The sequence below is a fragment of the Dyadobacter luteus genome, assembly GCF_003383615.1.
GTDB lineage: Bacteria > Bacteroidota > Bacteroidia > Cytophagales > Spirosomataceae > Dyadobacter > Dyadobacter luteus.
Map to the genome: position 1 here is coordinate 1 of NZ_QNUL01000016.1, position 23,222 is coordinate 23,222.

Below are 23,222 nucleotides of genomic sequence, written 5' to 3' on the forward strand. Positions count from 1 at the left end.
AGCATACGATAACGAGTTTGTTCATAAAAGGGCAGCGTAAATCATACGTTTTCCTTGACTTTGTCTTAGCTATCTCAGGATGACACAATCTTGAATCAGAGATCAATACTAGAAATGTCTCTCTCCAATCTCTCTCTTTCCAAGCATTACCGCACCTACCATTGCAACCAGCAAAAGAACAGAAGCAAGCTCAAATGGCAACAGATAATCGCGGAAAAGCATTTTACCCAGATTTTCAATCATACCAATCTGAGAATCAAAAGTATTGGGATCGTAAGATGGAATCAGTGTTTTCTTGTAAGCCCCGAAAAGGATCACAAATAACGTCCCTCCTACAATAGCACCTGCTATTTTGGCAATATTGGTTTTGGCTTCCTCGTGGTCCTGCTTGATATTGAGGAACATTATCACAAAAAGGAAAAGTACCATAATGGCCCCCGCATACACGATGATATTCACCGCCGCAAGAAACTGTGCATTCAAAAGGATATAATGCCCTGAAAGCGTAAAGAACGTCAGAATCAGGTATAATACACTATGAATAGGGTTGCGGGAAAGAATCACCATGAGGGCACTCAGTACCGTCAGAAATGACAAAAAGTAAAAAAATGACAGCGTTGGATTCATACGTATAATTGTTACTGCTACTTTGCTTTATCTGATTCAGGGAATTGCTCTTGGAACAACGTTGGTTACTTCGCCATTCGCTCTTTTGTTATCCAGCGCGCGGGCTTCTTCTTTGGTCCAGGCTTCGCGGGTATAACGACTGTTCATGTCTTCTACCAAAAGATCCTTACCCCAGATCACCTGATCGCGGTCTGAAAATACAGGGACAAATTCGTCGTGACGAAGATAAACCGCCTGCTTAGGACAAGCTTCCTCACACAATCCGCAGAATATACAACGAAGCATATTTACCTCATACACCGCCGCATATTTTTCTTCACGATACAATTGTTCTTCTCCTTTTACACGTTCAGCAGCCACCATTGAAATCGCTTCTGCGGGGCATGCTACAGCGCAAAGTCCGCATGCAGTACATCTCTCACGCCCATCTTCATCTCTTTTCAGAATGTGACGACCACGGAAAACAGGACCCAGATAACGCTTTACTTCAGGATATTGTATGGTTACTTTTTTTGCAAAAAAGTGCTTGATGGTAATTGCCAGACCGGTCGCAATAGCGGGAAGGTAGGCGCGTTCCATCAGCGTCATTTCTTTGTTGCTTACTTGCTTAGATCGATTGGTTAATTGCATGGCAATACGTATTATATAGTTTCTTAATTCAACCAGGCTGTGATGAGCGGCTTAAGGAAAAGCACTGCTGCACCTGTGATAATGATGTTAAAGATAGCTAATGGGATCAGTTTCTTCCAACCCAGGTTCATCAGCTGGTCATAACGGAAGCGAGGGATTGTCCAGCGTACCCACATGTAGAAGAATACGAAGAATAATGCTTTTCCGAAGAATACAGCCGTTCCTATCAATGTGGCAATATTGTGACCTGTTTCAGGACCAAAAGAACCTGTCAACTGCGTATATACCCAATCCATCCCCGGATAGTTGTATCCACCGAAATAAAGCACAGATATAATGGCTGATGAAATGAACATGTTGATGTATTCAGCAAACAGGTAAAAACCAAGCTTCATACTTCCGTATTCTGTATGGTACCCACCGACAAGTTCCGTTTCACATTCAGGCAAATCGAAAGGTACACGATTACATTCTGCAAAGGAACAGGTAATGAAAATAATGAAACCCAGCGGTTGGTAGAAGATATTCCAGTTACCGCCATGCTGCTGAGCAACAATCTCACCCAGTGAAAGTGAACTGCTCATCATCAGAATCGCGATCAGGGAAAGTCCCATTGCCACTTCGTAACTGATATTCTGAGATGCCGCACGGATCGCTCCAAGCAGGGAGAATTTGTTGTTAGATGCCCATCCCCCAACCATGATTCCATATACACCCAGTGCAACCACACCAAATACATACAAAATCCCAATGTTGGATTCAACACCTTGTAACACCACTTCTGCTCCATCCCATTTAATCGTACTTCCGAATGGAATTACAGCACTTGCAAGAAGCGCGGTAAGCATCGCCAAACTTGGTCCGGCTATAAACAACCATTTGTTAGCCAATGCAGGAATAAAATCCTCTTTGAAAAACATTTTTCCGGCATCTGCCAATGGTTGCAGTAATCCGCCTGGTCCCGCACGGTTCGGCCCCATACGATCCTGGATAAAACCCGCAACCTTACGCTCGCCCCATGTGGAGTACATAGCGATAACCAGGGTAAGAGCAAAAACCACTACGATGGTGATGGTCTTGATGACGAACTCCGTTAATTCCATTTGTTTAACTCAAATTTTGTATTGACTCAATCCGGTTATTGCCGGCTGTTAATTATTTTGTGACAGCAATGAGCGGTGGTTCGCTTTGTCATTGTTCTCAATGCTCTGCTCTCTGATAGTCTCCGTGTCAGTAACGTACGGGCGAGAATCATCGATAGGCTTAAACTGCGTTGCAGCCAGCTTCATTGCGAAATCAGGCTTTGGAACCAGATTTGCGCGGTATTTATTCGCTGAAATTACAGAACTGCGCTTCACCTTGGTTGGCCCTTCCAGAACCCAGTCGCTGGTTTTCTTTCTGTCGAAACGGCAGGTATTGCAGATGAATTCATTTACTTCACCCCAAACGTTTTTCCTGGCAGTTACACGGATCACCTCATCACCACGGTACCAAACGATGGCTTTACCAGAGCATTTATCGCATTCGCAATGTGCATCTTCAGGTTTGGAGAACCAAACACGGTTTTTGAAGCGGAAGGTTTTATCAGTCAATGCTCCTACAGGGCACACATCAATCACGTTTCCTGAGAATTCGTTATCGATCGCGTTAGAGATATAAGTACTGATCTCAGCTGCATCACCACGACCCATTACACCGTGCTCACGCTTGTTGGTGATCTGGTCGGCGGTATATACACAACGGTAGCACAAGATGCAGCGCGTCATGTGAAGCTGGATATTCGGGCCGATATCTATTTTGTCAAAAGTCCTTCTTTCTTCTTCGTAGCGGGTTTTTGCTGAACCGTGTTCAAAAGCAAAATCCTGAAGATGACATTCTCCAGCCTGGTCACAAATAGGGCAATCAAGCGGGTGATTGATCAACAAGAACTCAACAATGCTTTTACGCGTCTCAAGTACAGCATCGTTGGTTGTATTTTCCACAACCATCCCTTCCTGAACCTGCGTGATACATGAAGGAACCAGTTTAGGCATAGGGCGAGGATCTTTTGCAGATCCCTGAGCTACTCTTACCAGACATGCACGGCATTTACCTCCCGAGGAAGGAAGTGGCTTGTAGTAACACATTGCCGGAGGAACAAGTCCTGCCTGAGATTCATCCGCTTCTGCAATTTTACGTGCAGCCTGCATGATGGTCGTTCCCGGTGCTACCTCGACTTCAATTCCGTCGAAAGTAATTTTTATCAATTGTGGCTTTACTTCTTCCATAAGACCGCTGTAATCGTCTTTTTAAAAATCTTTTAATACCTCTCCTTCATTCATTTACCAACGACTATGCCAACACAGCATCGCGGTAAACAGCTCCCGGTTGTGAAGCTTCGTGAGGGTGAGTAATATGCCATACGAATTCATCACGGAAATGGCGAATTGCGCTGGCAACAGGCCATGCAGCCGCATCTCCAAGCGGACAAATTGTATTACCTTCAATTTTTTTCGATATATCTACCAGAAGATCAATATCATGCATATTGCCATGACCATGCTCTATACGGTGAAGTACTTTCTCCATCCATCCGGTTCCTTCGCGGCATGGGCTGCATTGTCCACATGACTCATGATGATAGAAACGGGAGAAATTCCAGGTATTGCGAACGATACAGGCTGTTTCATCAAATACGATAAAACCTCCTGATCCCAGCATAGTACCGGTTGCAAAACTTCCGTCCGACAGCGACTCGTAGCTCATAAGCCTGTCTTCGCCATTGGCAGTTTTCGTAATCAAATGCGCAGGTAGAATAGGGACAGAAGAACCTCCGGCAACGAGTGCTTTCAGATAGTGCCCGTCACGGATACCTCCGCAATATTCGTCTGAGTTAAGGAATTCATCTACACTCACACCCAGTTCAATTTCATATACCCCGGGTTTTCTGATATGCCCTGAAGCTGAAATCAGCTTGGTACCTGTGCTTCTTCCTATACCAATTGCCGCATAAGCATCACCACCATTGTTGATGATCCATGGCATATTGGAAATCGACTCCACATTGTTAACTACCGTTGGAGACTGGTAAAGTCCTTTTACAGCAGGGAAAGGAGGTTTATTTCTAGGATTTCCACGTTTTCCTTCGAGTGATTCAAGCAACGCTGTTTCTTCACCGCATATATAAGCTCCACCACCCGGCTGTACTACCAATTCAAGATCATAGCCACTTCCAAGGATGTTTTTACCAAGAAAACCTTTTGCTTTGGCTTCTTCAATCGCCTTTTCCAGAATGCGGATTACATACATCAGCTCACCGCGAACGTATATAAAAGATTTATTCGCACCCAGTGCAAAACTGGAAACGATCATTCCCTCAATGAGTAAGTGAGGGATAGATTTCATCAAATGGTGATCTTTAAAGGTACCTGGCTCCGACTCATCTGCGTTGCAAACCAGATAACGGGGAACTCCCTCAGGTTTGGCTAGAAACCCCCATTTCATTCCCATTGGAAAGCCCGCTCCTCCTCTACCACGCACACCCGACTTTTTTGCCTCTTCCACAACTTCCTCAGGAGTCATGGTTTTTATCACCTTCTCAACAGCCGTGTAACCTCCATGCTTGCGATATACATCGAAAGTTTCGATTCCGGGAACGTTGATATGCTCTGTTAATATTTTTCTAGCCATTACTGATCAGGTTTCAGCCTTAAAAGCCTATTTGCTTAATTCTTCAATAATTTGATCTACCTTTTCACGGGTCAGATTCATATAAAACTTCTCACGGATCTGGAACACAGGCCCCCATCCGCAAGCAGCCAGACATTCCACTTCTTTGAGTGTAAACAACCCGTCAGGTGTAGTTTCACCCGCATTAATGCCCAGTTTTTCTTTCAGGTAATCGTAAATATCTTCTCCACCCATCAGGCAGCAAGGCCCTGTACGGCAATATTCAATCACGTGTTTGCCCACTGCATCAAGGTGATACATAGTGTAGAACGTTGCAACCTCATATACTTCTACAGGAAGGATATCAAGCAGCCCGGCCACGTAATCCATTACCTCGCTGCTTACCCATCCCCACTGCTCCTGCGCAATGTGTAAAACAGGTAATAAAGCTGATTTCTGACGTCCTGCCGGATAGCGGTCTATAATCTCCTTTACTTTTTCAAGTCGTTCGGGAGTAAACGCAACGGGATTAGATGTTTCGGTCATTTTTTTATTATAGTATCTTCATGAATCAAAACCGGCCAACAGTTACTTAAAAGAGTATATATGCCGGTAAATCTATTCATCTGAGTCATCAGATATTAAGCATCGAGCTCTCCTGCGATTACATTGAGGCTACTCATTGTTAAAATCGCATCTGAAAGTGTACTTCCCTTACACATTTCAGGATAAGCCTGGTAATAAATAAAGCTTGGGCGACGGAAGTGCAGACGATACGGAGCACGTCCTCCATCGCTGATCAGATAGAAACCTAATTCTCCGTTTCCACCTTCTACAGCATGGTATACTTCACCAGCCGGAGCATCAATCTCTCCCATCACAATTTTGAAATGGTAGATCAACGCTTCCATATTGTTATAAACCTCTTTCTTCGGAGGCAGATAATACTCAGGAGCATCTGCATAGTAAGGACCTTCCGGAAGATTGTTAAGCGCCTGCTCTACAATCTTTAGGCTTTGCCACATTTCCTCTATGCGTACATTGTATCTGTCGAAAGTATCACCGCTCTGCCCGATCGGAATACTGAAATCAAAATCTTCATAGGAAGAATAAGGATTCATTACCCGTACGTCGTAGTCAAGTCCGGCAGCTCTCAGGTTAGGGCCGGTAAAGCCATAAGAAAGTGCACGCTCCAGTGATATTCCTCCCACGTTGATCGTACGGTCCATGAAGATCCTGTTACGGCTCATCAGCTTTTCGAATTCCTGCAATACAGGAGGGAAAGTTTTGATGAAATCACGGATTTTACGAATGGCAGTTGTGGAAAGGTCACGCTCCATGCCGCCGATACGCCCCATGTTGGTTGTAAGACGGGCACCGCAAACTTCTTCATATATCTCATAGATATCCTCACGTTTTTGCATTACGTAAAGGAATCCAGAGAATGCGCCGGTATCAACGCCAAGGATACTGTTACAAATCAAGTGATCGGAAATACGAGCCAGCTCCATCATGATCACACGGATGTACTGTGCGCGTTTAGGAACTTCGATCTGAAGCAATTTCTCCACCGTCATATGCCAACCGAAATTATTGATCGGGGATGAACAGTAGTTCATGCGGTCGGTAAGCGTCGTAATCTGATAGAAAGGACGTCTTTCCGCAATTTTTTCAAAAGCTCTGTGTATATAACCTATGGTCTGCTCGCCGGATACGATTTTTTCACCATCCATTTTAAGGATGTTCTGAAAAATACCGTGTGTTGCCGGGTGAGTAGGTCCGAGATTGAGGGTGGTTAACTCCTCTACAAGCTCAGGAAGTTCAGCCTGAGATGGTACATTATGTGGTAATAATTCAATTTCTGCCATAGCTTACTAAAAATCAGTAAAGGGTTTATCGGCCAAACAGGGCATCGATCTTGTCCTCGCGGGTAGCATCCTCCAATGGATATTCTTTACGCATCGGGAAATAATCCATTTCCTCAATGTTCAATATCCTGATCAGATTAGGATGTCCGTCGAATAATATACCATAGAAATCGTAAGTCTCGCGTTCCATCCAGTTGGCACTGGCAAACAATCCTGTAGCAGTAGGAATGTGTATATCCGCTTCGGGAATGGACACTTTAATACGGATACGGAAATTATGAATAAAGCTGTGCATATGATACACTACCATAAATTCCTTCCCTTTATTTTCCGGGTATTGAACTCCCGTCAAATCCGTAAGGAAATTAACCTGATACGACTTATGGTCTCTCAGAAACTCCAGAACAGGAATAATATTTTCTCTAGTAGTGGAAAGCGTCAGCAATCCGTATGGCTCTTCAAAGTCAAAAACCTGATCGCCGTATTTTCCCAAAAGCTCTTCTGCTACCTCCTGGTTACTTAGCATAAGGGTAATTATTGAATATTGTAAGAAGCTAACAAGTGTTGGTATTCGTCGGTATTTCTTCTGCGCAACTTTTCGTTCTGCGCCAGATATTGGATATGCATTAATCCGTCAATGATTTGTTCCGGACGAGGTGGGCATCCTGGTACATAGCAGTCAACCGGGATAATTCTGTCTATCCCCTGGAGTACGCTGTATGTATCAAAAATACCTCCGCTTGATGCACAGGCTCCTACCGCCAAAACCCAACGAGGCTCAGCCATCTGAAGATATACCTGCTTCACAACTGGTGCCATTTTCTTAGCGATTGTTCCCATCACCATCAGCAAATCTGCCTGGCGTGGGGAAAAGCTTGGTCGCTCAGAACCAAAACGTGAGATATCGTAATGCGCACCCATGGTCGCCATAAACTCGATACCGCAGCATGAAGTGGCAAATGGCAATGGCCACAACGAATAACTTCTGGCAAGACCGATTGCTTCATCGAATGAAGTGGCAAAAAATCCTGCTCCACTATGTCCTTGCGGTGCTTCCGCGATGGTTACTTCTTTCATGATTTATTAGCTTTTGGCTATTAGCATGCAGCTTTTAGCTCACGTTTTCAGTTTTATCCTCTTCTCTCTCAATGAATAAACAAGGTGCTCTCTAACATGGAAACCGCTTGTTATTCTTCCCAATTCAATACGCCCTTGCGGATCACATAATAGAATCCTGATAACAACAGCGCCATAAACACCAACATCTCCACGAATCCAAACATACCAAGTTCCTTGAAGTTAACTGCCCATGGGTACATAAAAATCACTTCCACATCGAAAAGCACAAACAGGATCGCTACGAGAAAGTATTTTACGGAAATTGGCGTACGTGCATCACCTACAGATTCGATCCCGCACTCAAATGGATCGTCTTTCAGCTTACTCTTGCGGCTTGGGCCTATAAGGTGGGTAACAATCATTGTACCGCCGATAAATCCTACTGCAAGTATAAACTGTACAATAATAGGCAGGTAGTCTGAAGGGAGATAAGAATCTTTCATGAAAATTTGTCTGTCGTTATAAAGCAATTCTTCCTGTAACAGTCAAAATTAGCCTATGCAAATTTATCAATCAACTTCTTGACTTTATCTTTTATCTAATTAGTATCATACTAAATAAGCCCCGATCTCCCGGGGCTTATTTATAACTATTAAAATAAAAAATATTTATCTTACAACAATCTGCTTGGTTAAAGAGGTATTCTCACCAGTCACCCTCAGGATGTATTTTCCTGATGCGAGATTGGATACATCCAGCTCTAACCGGCTGTTCAGAATGACTGGCGGGGTAATCCGGATAACTCTTCCGAAAATGTCATAAAGCGTTACAGATGCGTTTCTTATATCATCACGTGATTCGACGTATACATATGCCCCCTGACTTGGATTAGGATAAACCACAATCTCATTGGAATCATTGGTTTTGAATTCACGTGCTGAAGTATCCGAAACACAAGTAAGTGCATTACTACCGATAGTGTAAACCACCTGCGTACGCGCCGAATAAATACCTGATTTAAGGATTTTGATCACAGGAGCTAGCGTATCTTTCTCACTTCCCGGTATACGCCACAGATATTTCTCATTCAAGCCTGTCTCAGGAATGCTTGCAGTTACGCTGAAAGGACCACCAGACTCAATGATTGGCTTGCTCACTTCCGGACGGATAATAAGTGAAGCGGCATCAGAATTATCGGATACACATCCAAAAATATTTTGCGCTCTTACCTGATAGTCGCCTGTCTCGCCTACTGCAATAGTATTGCCTGTACCCAGCACTGCCTGGTTGCCCGTTTTGAACCAGGAGTACACAACATTGTCTGCAGCAACTGAGAAATCAAATGTGGAGTCGGCACAAGCCTGTTGTGTTCCCTGCTGTGTAATAAGCGGTTTAGCCGGTTTGGCATCTTTCTCCAGAACAACTGCAGAAACGATAACTGTATTACCAAGACTGTTTTTTACAACGGCACTGTAGGTACCCGCCTTTGTAACAGTAATGGAACTCGTTGTAGCGCCTGTACTCCATTTGTACGAGCTGTAGGTAGTAGGCAAAGATATGGTAACACCATTATTGCCAGTAGTACAAATCGCTGATAAGGCTGGCACTTCTTCTGATACTATCGGTGGCACCTGGGAAAAGAAGCTGGCATTCAGACTTTCATTCCATGCATTTGCCAATAATGTCAATGCCTTGACACCGACAAAGTGTGTTCTGTCTCCTTTTATGGTTTCATCACCATTTCTTTCCGGATCCAGGGCATCTGTCTGTGGGCCACCCCACGTTGGATTAAAACTCTGGTCAATCACGGCATTTTGTGCAGCAATGATTGCAGGGTAAGTTTTAGGAGGATTTATTTCATCCGCAGAAATTCTACTCGTTCTGGCAATTACCCAAGTAATCCGCTTACCAGTATCAGCTCCAAGCTGGTTCATTAATAACTGAAGATTGTCACGATAAGTAGCAGAAGGCGTACCATATATTCCATCCGTTTCTCCCTGCATCCAAAGTATGGCTCTCACCCCATATTGACTGGCATAATTGCGGGCAGATATCCGCAGGTTAGCGTATGGCATCTGAGGCGGCATTTTATATCCATACTTTGTGGTTGTCGGCAACCCTTGTGCGCTTAAAGACCAGTCCATTACCGAAGTTCCCTCCCAGGCATTATTGATAAATACCACAGGCATATTGAGCTTGCTTACCAAAAGATCACCCAAAATTCCCCAGCACCAGGCAGTTTGGCCACGTGGAGCAATAAAATTGGTATTTGCTGTAATCTTTGAAAAAACTGGTGCAGGAGGATCATCCAGTTTATCTATATCGTCATTGATGTAGTTCGAAATATACTGCACCCGTTCATCTACCGCGGAGGGACCAGGAAACTTTTTCAGCCCTTGCGCATTGGATTGACCTGCAATAAGAAAAACCTCACCCACACCCAAACGCTGTAATACAGCTCTTCCAACGATTTGCCCACCCAGTGTACCACGTACTTCAAGTGTATACCAACCGGCATATATTTTGAGTTTTCCCTGAAAAACTCCACCCTTAGGGGCTGATTGAATTTCTGTCCAGGGAACGTCGATCCCCTGACCAGCAACCGCAGGCACTACCCGCGCTTCAATCTTATCTACAGGCACAGAGAACGTTCCTGAAATGGTCACGTCACGCTGGCCACTTACATCTCTCTGATAAACCGCATTCGTAATCGGGGAAGTGATTGTGATGGCCGGTGGAAGAGTTTGTGAAAATACTGTTGACTGTAAAATACAGAGCAATAGTAAAGTTTTGACCAAAACACTGGTAGTAAATTTGCTATGCATTTTGTTTAGTAATACAGGTATAGTCTCTCATAGTCAGAAAGAAAATGTGATCAGATTTGGATTTGCCAGACCGTTCATGTCCAGCAAATCAACGACAAATTTAAAACAATTATTTCGCCAATAATATAACTATTCCGTTTTTTTGACTACCCGTCAAATTCAGATAGCTACCTTACAACAACAATTTTCTGCGTTCCTGTAAAAGAACCGGCTACAACCCTGATAATATACACCCCTGACCTCAGATCTGAGATATCAAAAAATTGTCTGGAGTCGAACCTTGCAACGCGATAGGTTTTATGAATAATGCCTCGGCTGTCAATCACTTGCACCTCTGCATTCACCAGATCTTGCACGGTTTCAAGAGCTATTTTTCCGTCTGTTAGCGGATTCGGGTATACAATCAATCCGTTACCCAACTCTTCCGGCACAAAGACAAACGGCTCAGAATAGTCGGAATAGCAGGTAAGCGTAGGGCTGTACACGATTGTATTGTTCACAGAATACGTTCCAGCAACGGTTGCTTTCAAAGTGGCACTGTTTTCACTCAACACAGTCTGATTCAATCTCCAGACGTGATCGCCATCATTCAGGTTGTTTTCTGCCAGTAAGGTAAATACACCCACTTTCCTGATCACAGGCGAAGTTGGTGTCGGTTTCACATCCACAGCTACTTCAGGCGAATAGGGAGAGAAACATCCCTGTGCATCTCTTACCCTGGCCGAATAAGCCCCCGAAGCAGTCACATGAATAGAATCTTTTTCCTGCCCGCTGTTCCAGATAAAATTACTTCCACGGGAAGCCTGCAAGGCAACAAAGTCTCCGTCACAAATCATTGTAGCACCAAGAGCGACTACCGAAGGAGCCGGAGGCAGCGCCAGCGTACTTGTTCTGATTTCGTTACTGCGGTCCGAATAACATTGAAACTGATTGATGGTCTGAACACTGAAAGTCCCTGCTCTTGTAACCCTGATATTTTGACCATTAGAACCATCACTCCATAAGAAACCAGTTGCGATGGTAGATTGCAGCGTAACACTCAAATCTGCACAGAAAGTAGTAGGGCCATTGGCTGTAATCACCGGAGTGTCCGGCAAAGGATTGACAGTGACACGTACTGCAGGAGAAGCCGGAGAAACACATCCGTTCTGATCTCTGGCTGAGATCGTGTAATCACCGGATGAGCGTACATCTATTTCCTGAGAACCGCCCCCGTTACTCCACACATACTGATAAGCTGCACTACTTCTGAGCGTGGTATAATCCCTTTCACAGAATGTCAAGGGCCTTAGCGTGGTAATGGACGGAGTCGCCGGCAAAGGATGAACTGTGACAGTAACAGGATCCGACATAGACTCACATCCGTTTGAATCTCTCTGTAGCAGGCTGAATGTACCCGACTGGGTTGAAGTAATTGCTTTGCTGGTCGCAGCATTACTCCAGATATTTCCGTTGTCGTAATCCGATGTCAACACGATATTTCCACCTTCACAGAAATTTGCAGGTCCGTTCAACGAAATAGACGGCTTACCAGGCAAAGGATTTACACGTACATTGACCGGCTCTGAAGCTGGAGAATAGCAACCAAAGTTATCAACCGCCTGCACTCTGAACTCACCCGAATTCCGGACATCGATAGCACCGGAAGTTTCACCATTGGACCAGCGATTATTCACTGTAGAGTTGGATCTGAGGCTTACTACACCACCATCGCAAAATGTGGTAGCACTGGCTGCTGTAATCGTAGGTTTTTCAGGTAGTGGAGACGTAAGAATTGTAATATTTACCCTGGATGAAGATGACTCACATCCATAAACATTTCTTGTTGTTACAAAGTATTCACCGCCCTGCGTAACTGTAAGCTGACTGTTCGTTGATCCATTGTTCCAGCGTATGTTTTCAGAAGTATTGGATATCAATGTGGCGGTATTGCCCAGACAAACAGGATTACTTCCCTGTAAAGTAACCTGAGGCTGCGCAGGAATGATTGATTCGTGAATTCTGATTTCCGGAGAGAATCTCAAATTTCCGTTTCCGTCTCTGGCAGTTACTCTGTAAGTACCGTTCCCTACCTGAATACTCGCTGAGTTTCCTCCATTACTCCAGTTAATGGAGGCAAAACCGTCTGTATTCACTGCCAGATTCACATTACCTCCTGCACAACTGGCAGTAATTTGTAAAGGTTGCACGCCGGAATAGGGTTCTGACCTGTTAAAGAAATCATCATTCAACTGATTATTCCATGCCTCTGCCAATGAAGTAAGCCCTTCATGATGAAAATGGATACGCGCAAAATCCGTTCTTGGAATCTGAATAACATCAGTATTAGGCCCCGTAAACATATTGGGTAAAGTACTGATCACCTTTTGCTGTGCATTCGTAATTCTCGACGCTGTTTCTCCGTTATAAGAAGTGAGAGAGACCATCCACGATACATTTTTTCCCGACTCGCTTCTGTTTGTATTGATAACAGTCTGTAAATCGTTGACATAAGAATCCATCGAAGTTTCCCATTGATTATCACCCTCTCCCTGAAGCCACAATACCCCTCTGATACCTGTGATAGGCACATAGTATTGCATGACCGATCTCATATTACCATAAGGTGCTCCCGAAGGCGCATAGAACTCTGTAGGCGAATAGGGAGAATAGGCCGTTCCGTTAATACTTTCCCTCCAACTACGCACAATCGTTCCTGACCATGCCACGTTGTAAAACAAAATAGGCACCTGCAAGCGGTTAGCCAATAGGTCGCCAAGTTTCCCCCAACTCCAGGCACCCTCTCCTCTCGGAGACACTTGCGTATCAGACTCCAGGTGTGTGAATGAAGGGTAAGGCAAATCAAATGATCCCTTTCCTGTTGTACTGAAGTCAATGCAGTTTACACGGTCATCGTTTGCTCTCTGTACGCCGTAATCAAAGTTATCATTTTCATTTCTGTTATTAATAAATCCCTGTGCATTGGATTGTCCGGCGATGAGAAAAACCTCACCTATACCAATTGGTGATATGGTCTGGATCCCGACTTGCTGGTCCCCCAGCATTCCTCTTACCTGAAGCTCATACCAACCACCAGACGAATTAATACTACCTGAATAGAAACCGCCCTGAGGATTTGAATGGATAGTCCTCCAATCCACGTTACCGCCACCATTAATGGCTGTAAGTTTTGCCTCTATTCTATCTACATTTTTGGTATAACTACCGGAAATGTAGATGATTGCCGAATTATTTTTATCTCGCTGAAAAATCGCTCTAGATGAAGGGTAGTCAATATTGACCTGAGCTTCAACATAAGTGAATGCAAAAAAAGATAGTAAACAGACTATAAACGTAGTACAATACCTCATCGAAACCGGATAGTTTTTCATTCCAAAGTAACTCTATCGACACATTATACGCATCAAAAGGTTGCCTCTATCAACAAAAAAATTATTAAGCGGAAAGCGGATTATTAATCGCATTCCAAATCCTGTCTTTCAATTGCTCTATACCTTCCTGAGTTACAGAGGAAATAAACAGATGAGGAATTCCGGCGGGAATTGTTTTTGCCAAATCATTTCTTTCTTCTTCTGAAAGAATATCAGTTTTGGAAATCGCCAGTATACGATTCTTATCTAAAAGGGAGGGATTGTAAATGGTAAGTTCATTCAGGAGCGTCTCATACTCCGCATTAACATCTTCACTGGTAGCGGGTACCAGGAATAACAAAATGGAATTTCTTTCAATATGTCTCAGGAAACGAAGCCCGAGACCTTTCCCCTGACTGGCTCCTTCGATAATACCAGGGATATCCGCCATCACAAAGGACTTGTAATCGCGGTAGGCCACCACACCCAGATTGGGCACGAGTGTTGTAAAAGGATAGTCCGCTATTTCGGGCTTTGCTGCTGACACGGCCGCAAGCAAGGTAGATTTCCCTGCATTGGGGAAACCTACCAAACCTACATCTGCCAATACTTTAAGTTCCAGTATGACCCATGACTCCAGGCCAGCCTCTCCGCGCTGTGCGTGCTGTGGCGTTTGGTTCGTCGCAGATTTGAAATGATCATTTCCCAAACCTCCTCTTCCACCTTTCAGCAATATAATTTCCTGGCCGTCTTCTGTGATTTCAAAAAGTTGCTCTCCGGTTTCAGCATCTCTTGCTACGGTACCCAGGGGAACCTCCAGCGTAATATCCTTTCCTATCGCTCCTGTTCTTCTTCCACCTTCTCCGCCCTTGCCATCAAATGCCTTGATGTGTTTGGTATATTTCAGGTGTAAAAGTGTCCAGAGCTGAGAGCTGCCTTTCAAAATAACGTGGCCGCCTCTTCCTCCATCACCACCATCAGGACCTCCTTTTTCAACGTGTTTTTCTCGGCGAAAATGAAGCGACCCCGCTCCACCCGAACCGGATTTCACATTGATTTTTACGTAATCGATAAAGTTAGAAGATGCCATGGCTATGGTGTTGATGAATTCGGACTCAAAAAGCTAAGCTGCAGTTATACCGCCGCAATTGCTTTATTTATTTCTTCAAATATGGTTTCAATCTCTCCGATACCATTTATAGGTACGAATTTTTCCTGCTGCTGATAGTAATCCGCTACAGGTTTGGTTTTGCTGTTATATTCCTGAATACGCTTGCTGATAAGCTCTTCATTCTGATCATCAGGACGTCCTGATGTCTTCCCGCGGTTCAGCAATCGCGCTAGTAACTCATCGTCTTCAACGACCAAAGCCACCATTACCGAGATATTCTCGTTATGGCTGGCCAAAAGCGTATCCAATGCTTCAGCTTGCTTCACAGTGCGGGGAAATCCGTCAAAAATAAACCCGGCAGCATCTCTGTGTGCGCTTAGTTTATGATCAATCATTCCAATCACTACTTCATCAGGCACAAGTAATCCCTGATCCATTAGTGTCTTTGCTTTCAGTCCCAACTCTGATCCGGCCTGAATCTCAGAACGTAAAAGATCTCCGGTCGAGAGGTGAATCAAATTGTACTTTGCAATGATTTTTTCACTTTGAGTGCCCTTTCCAGCACCAGGAGGGCCAAACAGTATAAGATTCAGCATAGTCGCTTATTTAATTGGATGTCGCGGACGATTGGTGTTTTTCCGCAAATTTACGATTCTTAACAGATGTCTGTCTAATTAATTGGATTATTTTCAATAAAAGATGATAAATGTTATAACAACTAAATCAAAATATACGCCTCGGTTACCAAATAGACATTAGAAAACACTTTTATTTTTTTATACCTATTAGAGACCAATAAGAACAAGATTAAGAAATAAATAAAAATTTATACAATAGCAGTTACATTTCACTTTCCGGTGTATTTTGCACAGAATCATATTCCCTCCAATTGCTGCCAGTGTATAAACAAATTGTATGGGTTCAGTAGTCTTACTCGTTATGAGGGTAGACATTGTATGAAACACATTCATTGTTTTGAGCTGCACACTTAAATAATTAATAGTGGTTACTAACAAAAAATTGACAGTACTCGCCGCTTGTATCAGCGGACTAATTTGCCTCGTTTTATTACTGATTAAAGTCTACATATCAATAAGTTATTTGCCGGATATATCAGGAAGTGAAACAAGCGCGATACTTCCGATTCAGCGCCTTTCCGACGGTCTGCCTATCTATACAGATCCTGAAGAACCCACTTTCCTGATGACTCAGTATACACCCATTTATTTTGTTATCGGGTCATTTTTTGTCAATCTGCTGGGTTTTGAAGGGCACGAAGTTCACAAAATTTTTCTGCTAAGCAGGCTTATCTCCATTACATTCACCCTGCTTGCCTGTGCAGTTGTTTGGTACGTGCTATACAAGAGAACAAATAAGAATGTGCTGTTATCCAGCCTGGCTACGTTCTTTATCTATCAGGTACTTGCATTCTGGTTTCTCACGAGCTCACGACCTGATAGCCTCTTGGTTTTAAGTTTTTCTCTTTTTGTCTGCTCTGCTTTCAAAGCGCTTGATCAGAAAAACGATAAAAGTCTCTGGTGGATCGCCGCCATTTTCTTTGCAGTAACCTCATTTTTTATCAAACAAAGCGGGGCTATTCATGCTATAAGTTTAGGCTTGTTCCTGATCTATACGAAGCAATGGAAGATTTTTTTAAAGGTCCTTGGTTTCGGGATACTGTTTTTTACCGCTTATCTTTTTGTATTACCCACATCCTCAATGGACGTCTTCTTTACCAATATCATTGGTGGAGTTGCAAATTCCGTGAGCTGGGGCTGGTTCTACGACTGGACACTGGAAAAGCTTCTTTTGCAATTTGCACCCCTACTGGCTATCAACTTCGCAATAGCAGGCATCTCGCTTACCCGCCGCGACAATCTTTATTATCAGTTTTTGGCCATTTGTAGTATTCTTTTATTCATTCTTTCAAGTTCAGCAGCATTCAAAGTAGGTGCGGGAGTGGGTTATTTTCAGACTTACCTGGTTGCATCGGTGATTCTCATCACGATGTTTATTCATGAGAAGAAGGATGAATTCCAGCTCAAAAACATCCTTAACATTTCTGTCGTAAACACTTACCTCGTACTTGTGGCAGTCCACTGTATCCTATTCGTTTATGACAGATATACAAAATCGAATCTTAACTTCTTTACAGCTCAGTATATCGAACAACGTGATATTGCCCGCTTTTTGAGTGAAGAGAAAAATTTGAAAGACAGTGAATACGTTTACATATGCCAGCCGGATAATTTCAATGGCTATTATCTTAACCACTTCCTTTACAAGAATTCGCTCGTTCCATTTCCTGACATTGTCTATCTGGCCGATAAAAACAAGACATTCGATTTTAAAGAACTAAACAAACTGGTCGCTACAAATCGGATCAAGTACGTAGTTTCGGAAAAACATAAGGAGCCCGTGACTATTCTGGGCCAGCCATTCACAAAGCTGAATAAGATTTACTCCACTGAGCGTCTTGACGTTTACCAGGGATATTAAAATGAAAAGACCTTTGCCATACATTCCGGCAAAGGTCTTTTTATTTCAGTCAATGACAATTACGGAATCACAACCCTTTTGACAGCCCCGTCTTCATTCTGCACGACCGTTACGAATACGGTTCCTTTTGTGTTTTTCTTCAGATCAATTTGTCCTACGAAATTGCCGCTGAAATCTTTTATGTCCTTTTTACCAACTTCTTTTCCTTTCACGTCGGTAACCACAATGCTCAGATCACCTTTCTGAGGAACCTGAAATCGCAGATTCAATACGCCGTTGTCAGGATTATTGGAGTATACATTCAGGTCACGAACAGTAGCGGCTTTCACCGACTCCCTGCCCCACATGTCTCCCATTCTTTCTCCAAAATTTTCCATATCACGGATCATTACCCGCGCTTTCGGCTTAAAATCTCTTTCGAAATTGCGCATGTGATTACGGAATTTTTCAGTCTCAAAATTAAAATCTTTTGAAAAATCGTCCTTCCAGTTAAACACCAGCGGTTCGCTTTCGTCACGATGATCAATGATTACGTTACGGCGTTTCCTGGTCATGATTTGTTGGTCACCCTCACCGTCGTCGACTGTGACGGAAACAACCTTAGACCCTTTGCCGGATTTAGCATCCAGAGAATCCAGCACTTTGTCAACAAAATCCTTCCGCTCTTTCTCGCTCATAGGATCAAGTTTGTATTCTTTTTCAACATCCTTACCCTTTTCCTGATCAGACACCCTGACTTTAACAGTCGTTTTTTTATCCTTTTCTTTATTCTGAGCAAATGTCTGAGCTGTAATCAGACAAGCTGAAGCAATGAGACAAGGTACTAATACCTTCTTCGAAAAAATGTTTTTCATGGCATTTATGTTATGTGAATGAATCAGTTACAAAATTATCGACTGTATTTTCATGTCCCTGTTAAATTTTGTTAAAAACAATTTCAGGCGAATGAGAAAGGTTAAATTTGCTTTCTCTCCGGATAGGTACCCACCAATGTCGGAAGCAGGAGGTGAAACGTTGCATGAGGTGAAACGAGAAAAATGACAAAAAGAAAAATTCAGATCATTGTAGGCTTAATGTGCATTGCACTCATCGGATTGATAGGATTGCAATGGTACTGGATACGCGAAGCTATTGCGATCAGAAATGAGCAATTCAACCATAAAGTATCGGAATCGGTGCAGGAAGTGGTGCATCGTCTTGAAAAACAGGAGATGATGTATCTTCTTCAGCAGAGGATAGAGCGGGAGCAACAAAAAAGCAAGCTGGAACGCATCACTCAGCTCAGAAACGCTCCGGTCAGGAAAGCCAAACCAGCTGCGGTTCAGGAAGCGAGCCGGGAAACAGCTGCCCGCACACCACATAATATAGAGGTTTTCATTGGTCCTAACGGTGAGGAAATTCATTACCGTATTTCTTCGGAGAGTGTACCCACAGATGTACTGAGTCCCAATTTCCGGATAATTGCTGACCATCAGCAAAAAATCATGGAGGAATTTTTCCAGGCGCAGCAATTTGGTATGGCTGGCATTGATGAGTTCATGCGCAGACGGATGGAAGAAGAAAAAGGACTGGGGAAAGTTTTTAACCAAATGAATGGTCAGAAAGACAATACAAAGAAGCAATCCGCAGCAACCGGCAATATTCAGCAGCCCTCGTATCTGAAAGCTAAGAAGGAAAATCAGGATAAGGCAGCGCTTGCCAACGCTAAGAATCTTCCGCTCACTGCAAGAGGCGGTGCGGATAAAGCAGAGATATTGCGTGAGGTAATGCAAGACCTGTTGTATACGAAAAGACCTATTCAGGAAAGAGTCAATCGCTTTTTACTTGATACGTTATTGAAAAAGGAATTTGAAGAGAACGGAATCACACTTCCTTATGAATTCGCTGTTCAGGGAAACAACCCGGGCAACCTACTGTTTTCAACGGCCAATCTGCAACCTACCGACTGGCAGCAAAAGTCATACAAAGCTTCTTTGTTTCCCAATGAAACCACACAAGGACAAAATTCTCTATTTGTCTATTTCCCCGATCAGCAGAGGCATATCATGAGCGGAATGGGTGTAATGTTCGGAGGGTCTGGTGTGCTTATTCTGGTGGTAATGATCTGTTTTTATCTCGCAGTGACCACCATTCTACGCCAGAAAAAACTGTCGGACATTAAGAATGACTTCATCAACAACATGACGCACGAATTCAAAACACCTATTTCCACAATAGCGCTCGCAGCAGAGATGGCTCAGGAAAATTCGGCCAGCGGAACAGCCTCATTGAATCTCCCACGCCTTTCGAGATATCTCGGTATTATTCGTGAAGAAAACCGAAGGCTTGGTACCCATGTTGAAAAAGTGTTACAAATGGCACTTCTGGACAAAGGCGAGGTAAAACTTAAGAAAACGTTGGTGAATATGACTGATCTGACCACCAATGCATTAAATAGTCTGAGTGTGCAGATTGAGAATCAGAATGGCATTGTTGATCTGGAATTTGAAGCAGAAAACGAACAGGTACTGGGAGACGAAGTGCATTTAGCAAACGTACTCAATAACCTGATTGATAATGCTATTAAATATTCTCCTGAACAACTTCACCTCACAATCCGGACAAGTAATACGAATAACGGTCTGGAATTGGCAATCACTGACAAGGGGATTGGCATGAAGCGGGAGCAACTTCACCGGATTTTCGACACTTTCTACAGAGTCCCGACAGGCAATGTCCATGATGTGAAAGGTTTCGGACTGGGACTGAGCTACGTCAAAACGATGGTAGAAGCACATGGTGGAACTGTGACCGCTGACAGCAAACCGGGTGAAGGAAGTACCTTTATTATATGGCTCCCTATTGCTGCTGAGGCATAAAACGTTAGAAAATTTCGTCTGCAAATCCTAACTTGCCGTCTTTTTAAGACAGCAAACCGCGCGTAGTCGCATTTTATACCTATAATAATGATTTCCAAAACTTATGCTCCCCAGGAAATAGAGGATAAATGGTACTCCTATTGGCTGGAAAACCGCTTTTTCAACTCCCAACCTAATCCTGACAAGGAACCTTATACGATCGTCATTCCTCCGCCTAACGTAACAGGTGTGTTGCACATGGGTCATATGCTTAACAATACGATCCAGGATATTCTGGTCAGAAAAGCGCGTATGGAGGGCAAAGAAGCATGCTGGGTGCCGGGTACCGACCATGCCTCTATTGCAACTGAAGCAAAGGTGGTGGCAATGCTAAAGGAGCGTGGAATCAATAAGAGAGATTTGTCCCGTGAAGAATTCCTGGAATATTGCTGGGAATGGACGCATAAATACGGAGGTATCATTTTACAACAGCTCCGCAAACTGGGCGCTTCCTGCGACTGGGATCGCACACGTTTCACGATGGAGCCGGATCTGTACGATTCTGTTATTGATGTTTTCATTGACCTTTTCAACAAAGGAGATATATACCGCGGACACCGTATGGTGAACTGGGATCCTCAGGCACGCACGACTGTATCCGACGAAGAGGTGATCATGAAAGAGGTGAACCAGAAGTTGGTTTATCTTAAATATGAGTTGGTTGACGGGCAGGGGGCAGAGGGCTCAGGAGTAGTTGTAGCTACTACACGTCCGGAAACAATTATGGCTGATGTTGCGATATGCGTGAACCCGAATGACGAGCGCTACCAGCATCTGATCGGGAAGCAGGTTTTGATCCCGTTGGTCAAAAGAGCGATTCCGGTTATTGCTGATGATTATGTAGAAATTGAATTCGGTACGGGCTGCTTGAAAGTGACGCCAGCTCACGATACCAATGACTATGAGTTGGGCAAACGTCATAATCTTCCAATCATCGACTTGCTGAATGAGGATGGAACGCTGAATGAAAAGGCACAGATTCTTGTGGGTGAAGAGCGTTTTGTTGCCCGTAAGAAAATCATCAAACTTCTGGAAGAATCAGGAGATCTGATCAAAGTAGAAGAATACCGCTCGAATGTAGGTCATTCGGAAAGAACTGATTCTGTGATCGAACCGCGCCTATCGGAGCAATGGTTTTTGAAAATGGATAAAATCAGCAAACCTGCTCTGGAAAATGTCATGAACGACACCGTTCAGCTTATTCCTGCCAAATTCAAAAACACTTACCGTCACTGGATGGAAAATGTGCGCGACTGGAACATCAGTCGTCAGCTTTGGTGGGGACACCGTATTCCTGCATTTTACCTGAAAGACGGAACACTGATTGTTGCTAAAAACAAACGCGAAGCATTACGCAAGGCGCAGCATGAATACCAGCTTTTCGCACTTACGGAAGAAGATATCGCGCAGGATCCTGATGTACTTGATACCTGGTTCTCGTCATGGTTGTGGCCTATCTCTGTTTTCAACGGTATCAAAGAACCCGAGAACGAAGATGTAAATTATTATTATCCGACTAATGACCTGGTGACGGCTCCCGAAATTCTTTTCTTCTGGGTAGCACGTATGATCATTGCAGGTTATGAATACAAAGGCACGTATCCTTTCAAAAACGTATACCTCACCGGAATTGTACGAGATAAACAGGGACGTAAAATGTCTAAATCTCTGGGTAACTCACCTGACCCGATCGACCTGATTAACCAGCATGGAGCGGATGGAGTACGTACGGGTATGCTTTTCAGTTCGCAGGCGGGTAATGATTTACCATATGATGATAAACTGGTAGAACAGGGACGTAACTTCTGTAACAAGGTTTGGAATGCATTCCGACTTGTGAAAGGATGGGAAGTTGATGCAAATCTTACTGCTCCACAAGGTTCTTCGCTAGCCGTAGCCTGGTTTGAAAGCAAACTGAATGTTACTATTACCGAGGTTCAGGATCATTTCTCGAAATTCCGTATTTCCGATGCGCTGAACTCGGTATACAAGCTGATTTGGGATGATTTCTGCGCGCAGTATCTGGAAATGATCAAGCCGGGTTATGAACAGCCTATTGATCAGCAAACTTTTGAAGCGACATTGGATTTTTTTGATCGTCTGATGAGACTGGCGCATCCGTTTATGCCATTTATCAGCGAGGAAATCTGGCAAAATATCCGCGAGAGAGCTGCAAATGATTCAATCTGTATCGCGCCATTCCCGCAGGCCGGAGCATCGGACGCAGGTTTACTGGCTGATTTTGAAATATTATTTGAGCTGATTTCCGGTGTTCGTAACCTGAGAAACTCGAAAAATATCAGTCCTAAAATTGCATTACCATTAGCGATCCGTACAGATTCAAAAGCAAGATATGATAACCTTGCAGAGCTGATTACCAAACTGGCAGTAATTGAATCAATTGGTTATGTAACTGAAGATGCAGAGGGCACTTCGTTCCGTGTGAAGTCTGACGAGTTCTTTGTAAATCTTGCTGATGAGATCGATGTAGAAACTGAACGTGAGAATCTACAAAGAGAGCTGGAATATACACAAGGCTTCCTGAACTCTGTGATCAAAAAGCTTTCAAACGAGCGTTTTGTTCAGAATGCAAAAGGCGATATCGTTGAAAAAGAACGCCAGAAACAAGCTGACGCTGAAGCAAAAATTGTAACGCTGAAAGAGGCTTTGATCAGGTTGGGGTAACAACAATTCTGACTTATAAACTG

General features: G+C 43.6%; 18 protein-coding genes. 3 read left to right on the forward strand and 15 right to left on the reverse strand.

Annotation, left to right across the window (positions count from 1 at the left end):
- Positions 1 to 108: 108 nt before the first annotated feature.
- From DSL64_RS18010 to DSL64_RS18075, 14 genes are all read right to left on the reverse strand, one after another.
- Positions 109 to 627 carry an NADH-quinone oxidoreductase subunit J family protein gene (locus tag DSL64_RS18010; protein WP_115832318.1) on the reverse strand — a complete coding sequence of 173 codons (519 nt, stop codon included), beginning with the start codon at positions 625 to 627 and terminating at the stop codon, positions 109 to 111.
- Positions 628 to 663: 36 nt separating this feature from the next.
- Positions 664 to 1,257, reverse strand: a complete 594-nt coding sequence (locus DSL64_RS18015; RefSeq protein WP_115832319.1) for a NuoI/complex I 23 kDa subunit family protein — start codon at positions 1,255 to 1,257, stop codon at positions 664 to 666.
- A 23-nt stretch (positions 1,258 to 1,280) separates the two neighbouring features.
- A complete protein-coding gene (gene nuoH, locus DSL64_RS18020) occupies positions 1,281 to 2,360 on the reverse strand; it encodes an NADH-quinone oxidoreductase subunit NuoH (protein WP_115832320.1) in 1,080 nt (359 codons plus the stop codon).
- A gap of 48 nt (positions 2,361 to 2,408) precedes the next feature.
- On the reverse strand, positions 2,409 to 3,524 hold the full coding sequence (locus tag DSL64_RS18025) for an NADH-quinone oxidoreductase subunit G (RefSeq protein WP_115832321.1): 1,116 nt from the start codon (positions 3,522 to 3,524) through the stop codon (positions 2,409 to 2,411).
- Between the two features lie 64 nt (positions 3,525 to 3,588).
- On the reverse strand, positions 3,589 to 4,926 hold the full coding sequence (gene nuoF, locus DSL64_RS18030; protein WP_115832322.1) for an NADH-quinone oxidoreductase subunit NuoF: 1,338 nt from the start codon (positions 4,924 to 4,926) through the stop codon (positions 3,589 to 3,591).
- Between the two features lie 27 nt (positions 4,927 to 4,953).
- Positions 4,954 to 5,451 carry an NADH-quinone oxidoreductase subunit NuoE family protein gene (locus tag DSL64_RS18035; RefSeq protein ID WP_115832323.1) on the reverse strand — a complete coding sequence of 166 codons (498 nt, stop codon included), beginning with the start codon at positions 5,449 to 5,451 and terminating at the stop codon, positions 4,954 to 4,956.
- A gap of 95 nt (positions 5,452 to 5,546) precedes the next feature.
- Complete coding sequence (nuoD, locus tag DSL64_RS18040; protein WP_115832324.1) at positions 5,547 to 6,773, reverse strand: NADH dehydrogenase (quinone) subunit D; 1,227 nt, start codon at positions 6,771 to 6,773, stop codon at positions 5,547 to 5,549.
- Between the two features lie 25 nt (positions 6,774 to 6,798).
- Entirely contained in the window at positions 6,799 to 7,299 is a 501-nt protein-coding gene (locus tag DSL64_RS18045) for an NADH-quinone oxidoreductase subunit C (RefSeq protein ID WP_115832325.1), read from the reverse strand.
- Positions 7,300 to 7,307: 8 nt separating this feature from the next.
- Positions 7,308 to 7,850 carry an NADH-quinone oxidoreductase subunit B gene (locus DSL64_RS18050; RefSeq protein ID WP_115832326.1) on the reverse strand — a complete coding sequence of 181 codons (543 nt, stop codon included), beginning with the start codon at positions 7,848 to 7,850 and terminating at the stop codon, positions 7,308 to 7,310.
- Between the two features lie 110 nt (positions 7,851 to 7,960).
- A complete protein-coding gene (locus DSL64_RS18055; RefSeq protein WP_115832327.1) occupies positions 7,961 to 8,335 on the reverse strand; it encodes an NADH-quinone oxidoreductase subunit A in 375 nt (124 codons plus the stop codon).
- A gap of 165 nt (positions 8,336 to 8,500) precedes the next feature.
- Positions 8,501 to 10,657: a T9SS type A sorting domain-containing protein gene (locus DSL64_RS18060; RefSeq protein ID WP_229217134.1), complete on the reverse strand. Its 2,157-nt coding sequence runs from the start codon at positions 10,655 to 10,657 to the stop codon at positions 8,501 to 8,503.
- 167 nt (positions 10,658 to 10,824) lie between these two features.
- Positions 10,825 to 14,028, reverse strand: coding sequence for a sialate O-acetylesterase (locus DSL64_RS18065; protein WP_229217135.1), 3,204 nt, complete (start codon positions 14,026 to 14,028; stop codon positions 10,825 to 10,827).
- A gap of 64 nt (positions 14,029 to 14,092) precedes the next feature.
- Positions 14,093 to 15,097, reverse strand: coding sequence for a GTPase ObgE (gene obgE, locus DSL64_RS18070; RefSeq protein ID WP_115832328.1), 1,005 nt, complete (start codon positions 15,095 to 15,097; stop codon positions 14,093 to 14,095).
- A 44-nt stretch (positions 15,098 to 15,141) separates the two neighbouring features.
- Positions 15,142 to 15,714, reverse strand: a complete 573-nt coding sequence (locus tag DSL64_RS18075) for an adenylate kinase (protein ID WP_115832329.1) — start codon at positions 15,712 to 15,714, stop codon at positions 15,142 to 15,144.
- A 406-nt stretch (positions 15,715 to 16,120) separates the two neighbouring features.
- On the opposite strand from DSL64_RS18075, the gene DSL64_RS18080 reads away from it, so the two are divergent.
- Entirely contained in the window at positions 16,121 to 17,617 is a 1,497-nt protein-coding gene (locus DSL64_RS18080; RefSeq protein ID WP_158547945.1) for a glycosyltransferase family protein, read from the forward strand.
- Between the two features lie 59 nt (positions 17,618 to 17,676).
- Here DSL64_RS18080 and DSL64_RS18085 read toward each other — a convergent pair whose 3' ends face one another.
- Positions 17,677 to 18,471 (reverse strand): T9SS type A sorting domain-containing protein, encoded by a 795-nt coding sequence (locus DSL64_RS18085; RefSeq protein WP_115832331.1) that lies wholly within the window; start codon positions 18,469 to 18,471, stop codon positions 17,677 to 17,679.
- 183 nt (positions 18,472 to 18,654) lie between these two features.
- Here DSL64_RS18085 and DSL64_RS18090 point away from each other — a divergent pair, with 183 nt between their 5' ends.
- Complete coding sequence (locus DSL64_RS18090) at positions 18,655 to 20,475, forward strand: sensor histidine kinase (RefSeq protein ID WP_115832332.1); 1,821 nt, start codon at positions 18,655 to 18,657, stop codon at positions 20,473 to 20,475.
- Between the two features lie 87 nt (positions 20,476 to 20,562).
- Positions 20,563 to 23,199, forward strand: coding sequence for a valine--tRNA ligase (locus DSL64_RS18095; protein WP_115832333.1), 2,637 nt, complete (start codon positions 20,563 to 20,565; stop codon positions 23,197 to 23,199).
- The last annotated feature ends 23 nt before the right edge of the window (positions 23,200 to 23,222 follow it).

Bases quoted from the DNA above. Each gene is read 5' to 3' on its own strand.
- DSL64_RS18025 (WP_115832321.1), bottom strand. From the start codon at position 3,524: ATGGAAGAAGTAAAGCCACAATTGATAAAAATTACTTTCGACGGAATT.
- DSL64_RS18055 (WP_115832327.1), bottom strand. From the start codon at position 8,335: ATGAAAGATTCTTATCTCCCTTCAGACTACCTGCCTATTATTGTACAG.
- DSL64_RS18045 (WP_115832325.1), bottom strand. From the start codon at position 7,299: ATGCTAAGTAACCAGGAGGTAGCAGAAGAGCTTTTGGGAAAATACGGC.
- DSL64_RS18065 (WP_229217135.1), bottom strand. From the start codon at position 14,028: ATGAAAAACTATCCGGTTTCGATGAGGTATTGTACTACGTTTATAGTC.
- obgE (WP_115832328.1), bottom strand. From the start codon at position 15,097: ATGGCATCTTCTAACTTTATCGATTACGTAAAAATCAATGTGAAATCC.
- nuoF (WP_115832322.1), bottom strand. From the start codon at position 4,926: ATGGCTAGAAAAATATTAACAGAGCATATCAACGTTCCCGGAATCGAA.
- nuoD (WP_115832324.1), bottom strand. From the start codon at position 6,773: ATGGCAGAAATTGAATTATTACCACATAATGTACCATCTCAGGCTGAA.
- DSL64_RS18085 (WP_115832331.1), bottom strand. From the start codon at position 18,471: ATGAAAAACATTTTTTCGAAGAAGGTATTAGTACCTTGTCTCATTGCT.
- DSL64_RS18015 (WP_115832319.1), bottom strand. From the start codon at position 1,257: ATGCAATTAACCAATCGATCTAAGCAAGTAAGCAACAAAGAAATGACG.
- DSL64_RS18095 (WP_115832333.1), top strand. From the start codon at position 20,563: ATGATTTCCAAAACTTATGCTCCCCAGGAAATAGAGGATAAATGGTAC.
- DSL64_RS18060 (WP_229217134.1), bottom strand. From the start codon at position 10,657: ATGCATAGCAAATTTACTACCAGTGTTTTGGTCAAAACTTTACTATTG.
- DSL64_RS18090 (WP_115832332.1), top strand. From the start codon at position 18,655: ATGACAAAAAGAAAAATTCAGATCATTGTAGGCTTAATGTGCATTGCA.
- DSL64_RS18050 (WP_115832326.1), bottom strand. From the start codon at position 7,850: ATGAAAGAAGTAACCATCGCGGAAGCACCGCAAGGACATAGTGGAGCA.
- DSL64_RS18035 (WP_115832323.1), bottom strand. From the start codon at position 5,451: ATGACCGAAACATCTAATCCCGTTGCGTTTACTCCCGAACGACTTGAA.
- DSL64_RS18075 (WP_115832329.1), bottom strand. From the start codon at position 15,714: ATGCTGAATCTTATACTGTTTGGCCCTCCTGGTGCTGGAAAGGGCACT.
- DSL64_RS18010 (WP_115832318.1), bottom strand. From the start codon at position 627: ATGAATCCAACGCTGTCATTTTTTTACTTTTTGTCATTTCTGACGGTA.
- nuoH (WP_115832320.1), bottom strand. From the start codon at position 2,360: ATGGAATTAACGGAGTTCGTCATCAAGACCATCACCATCGTAGTGGTT.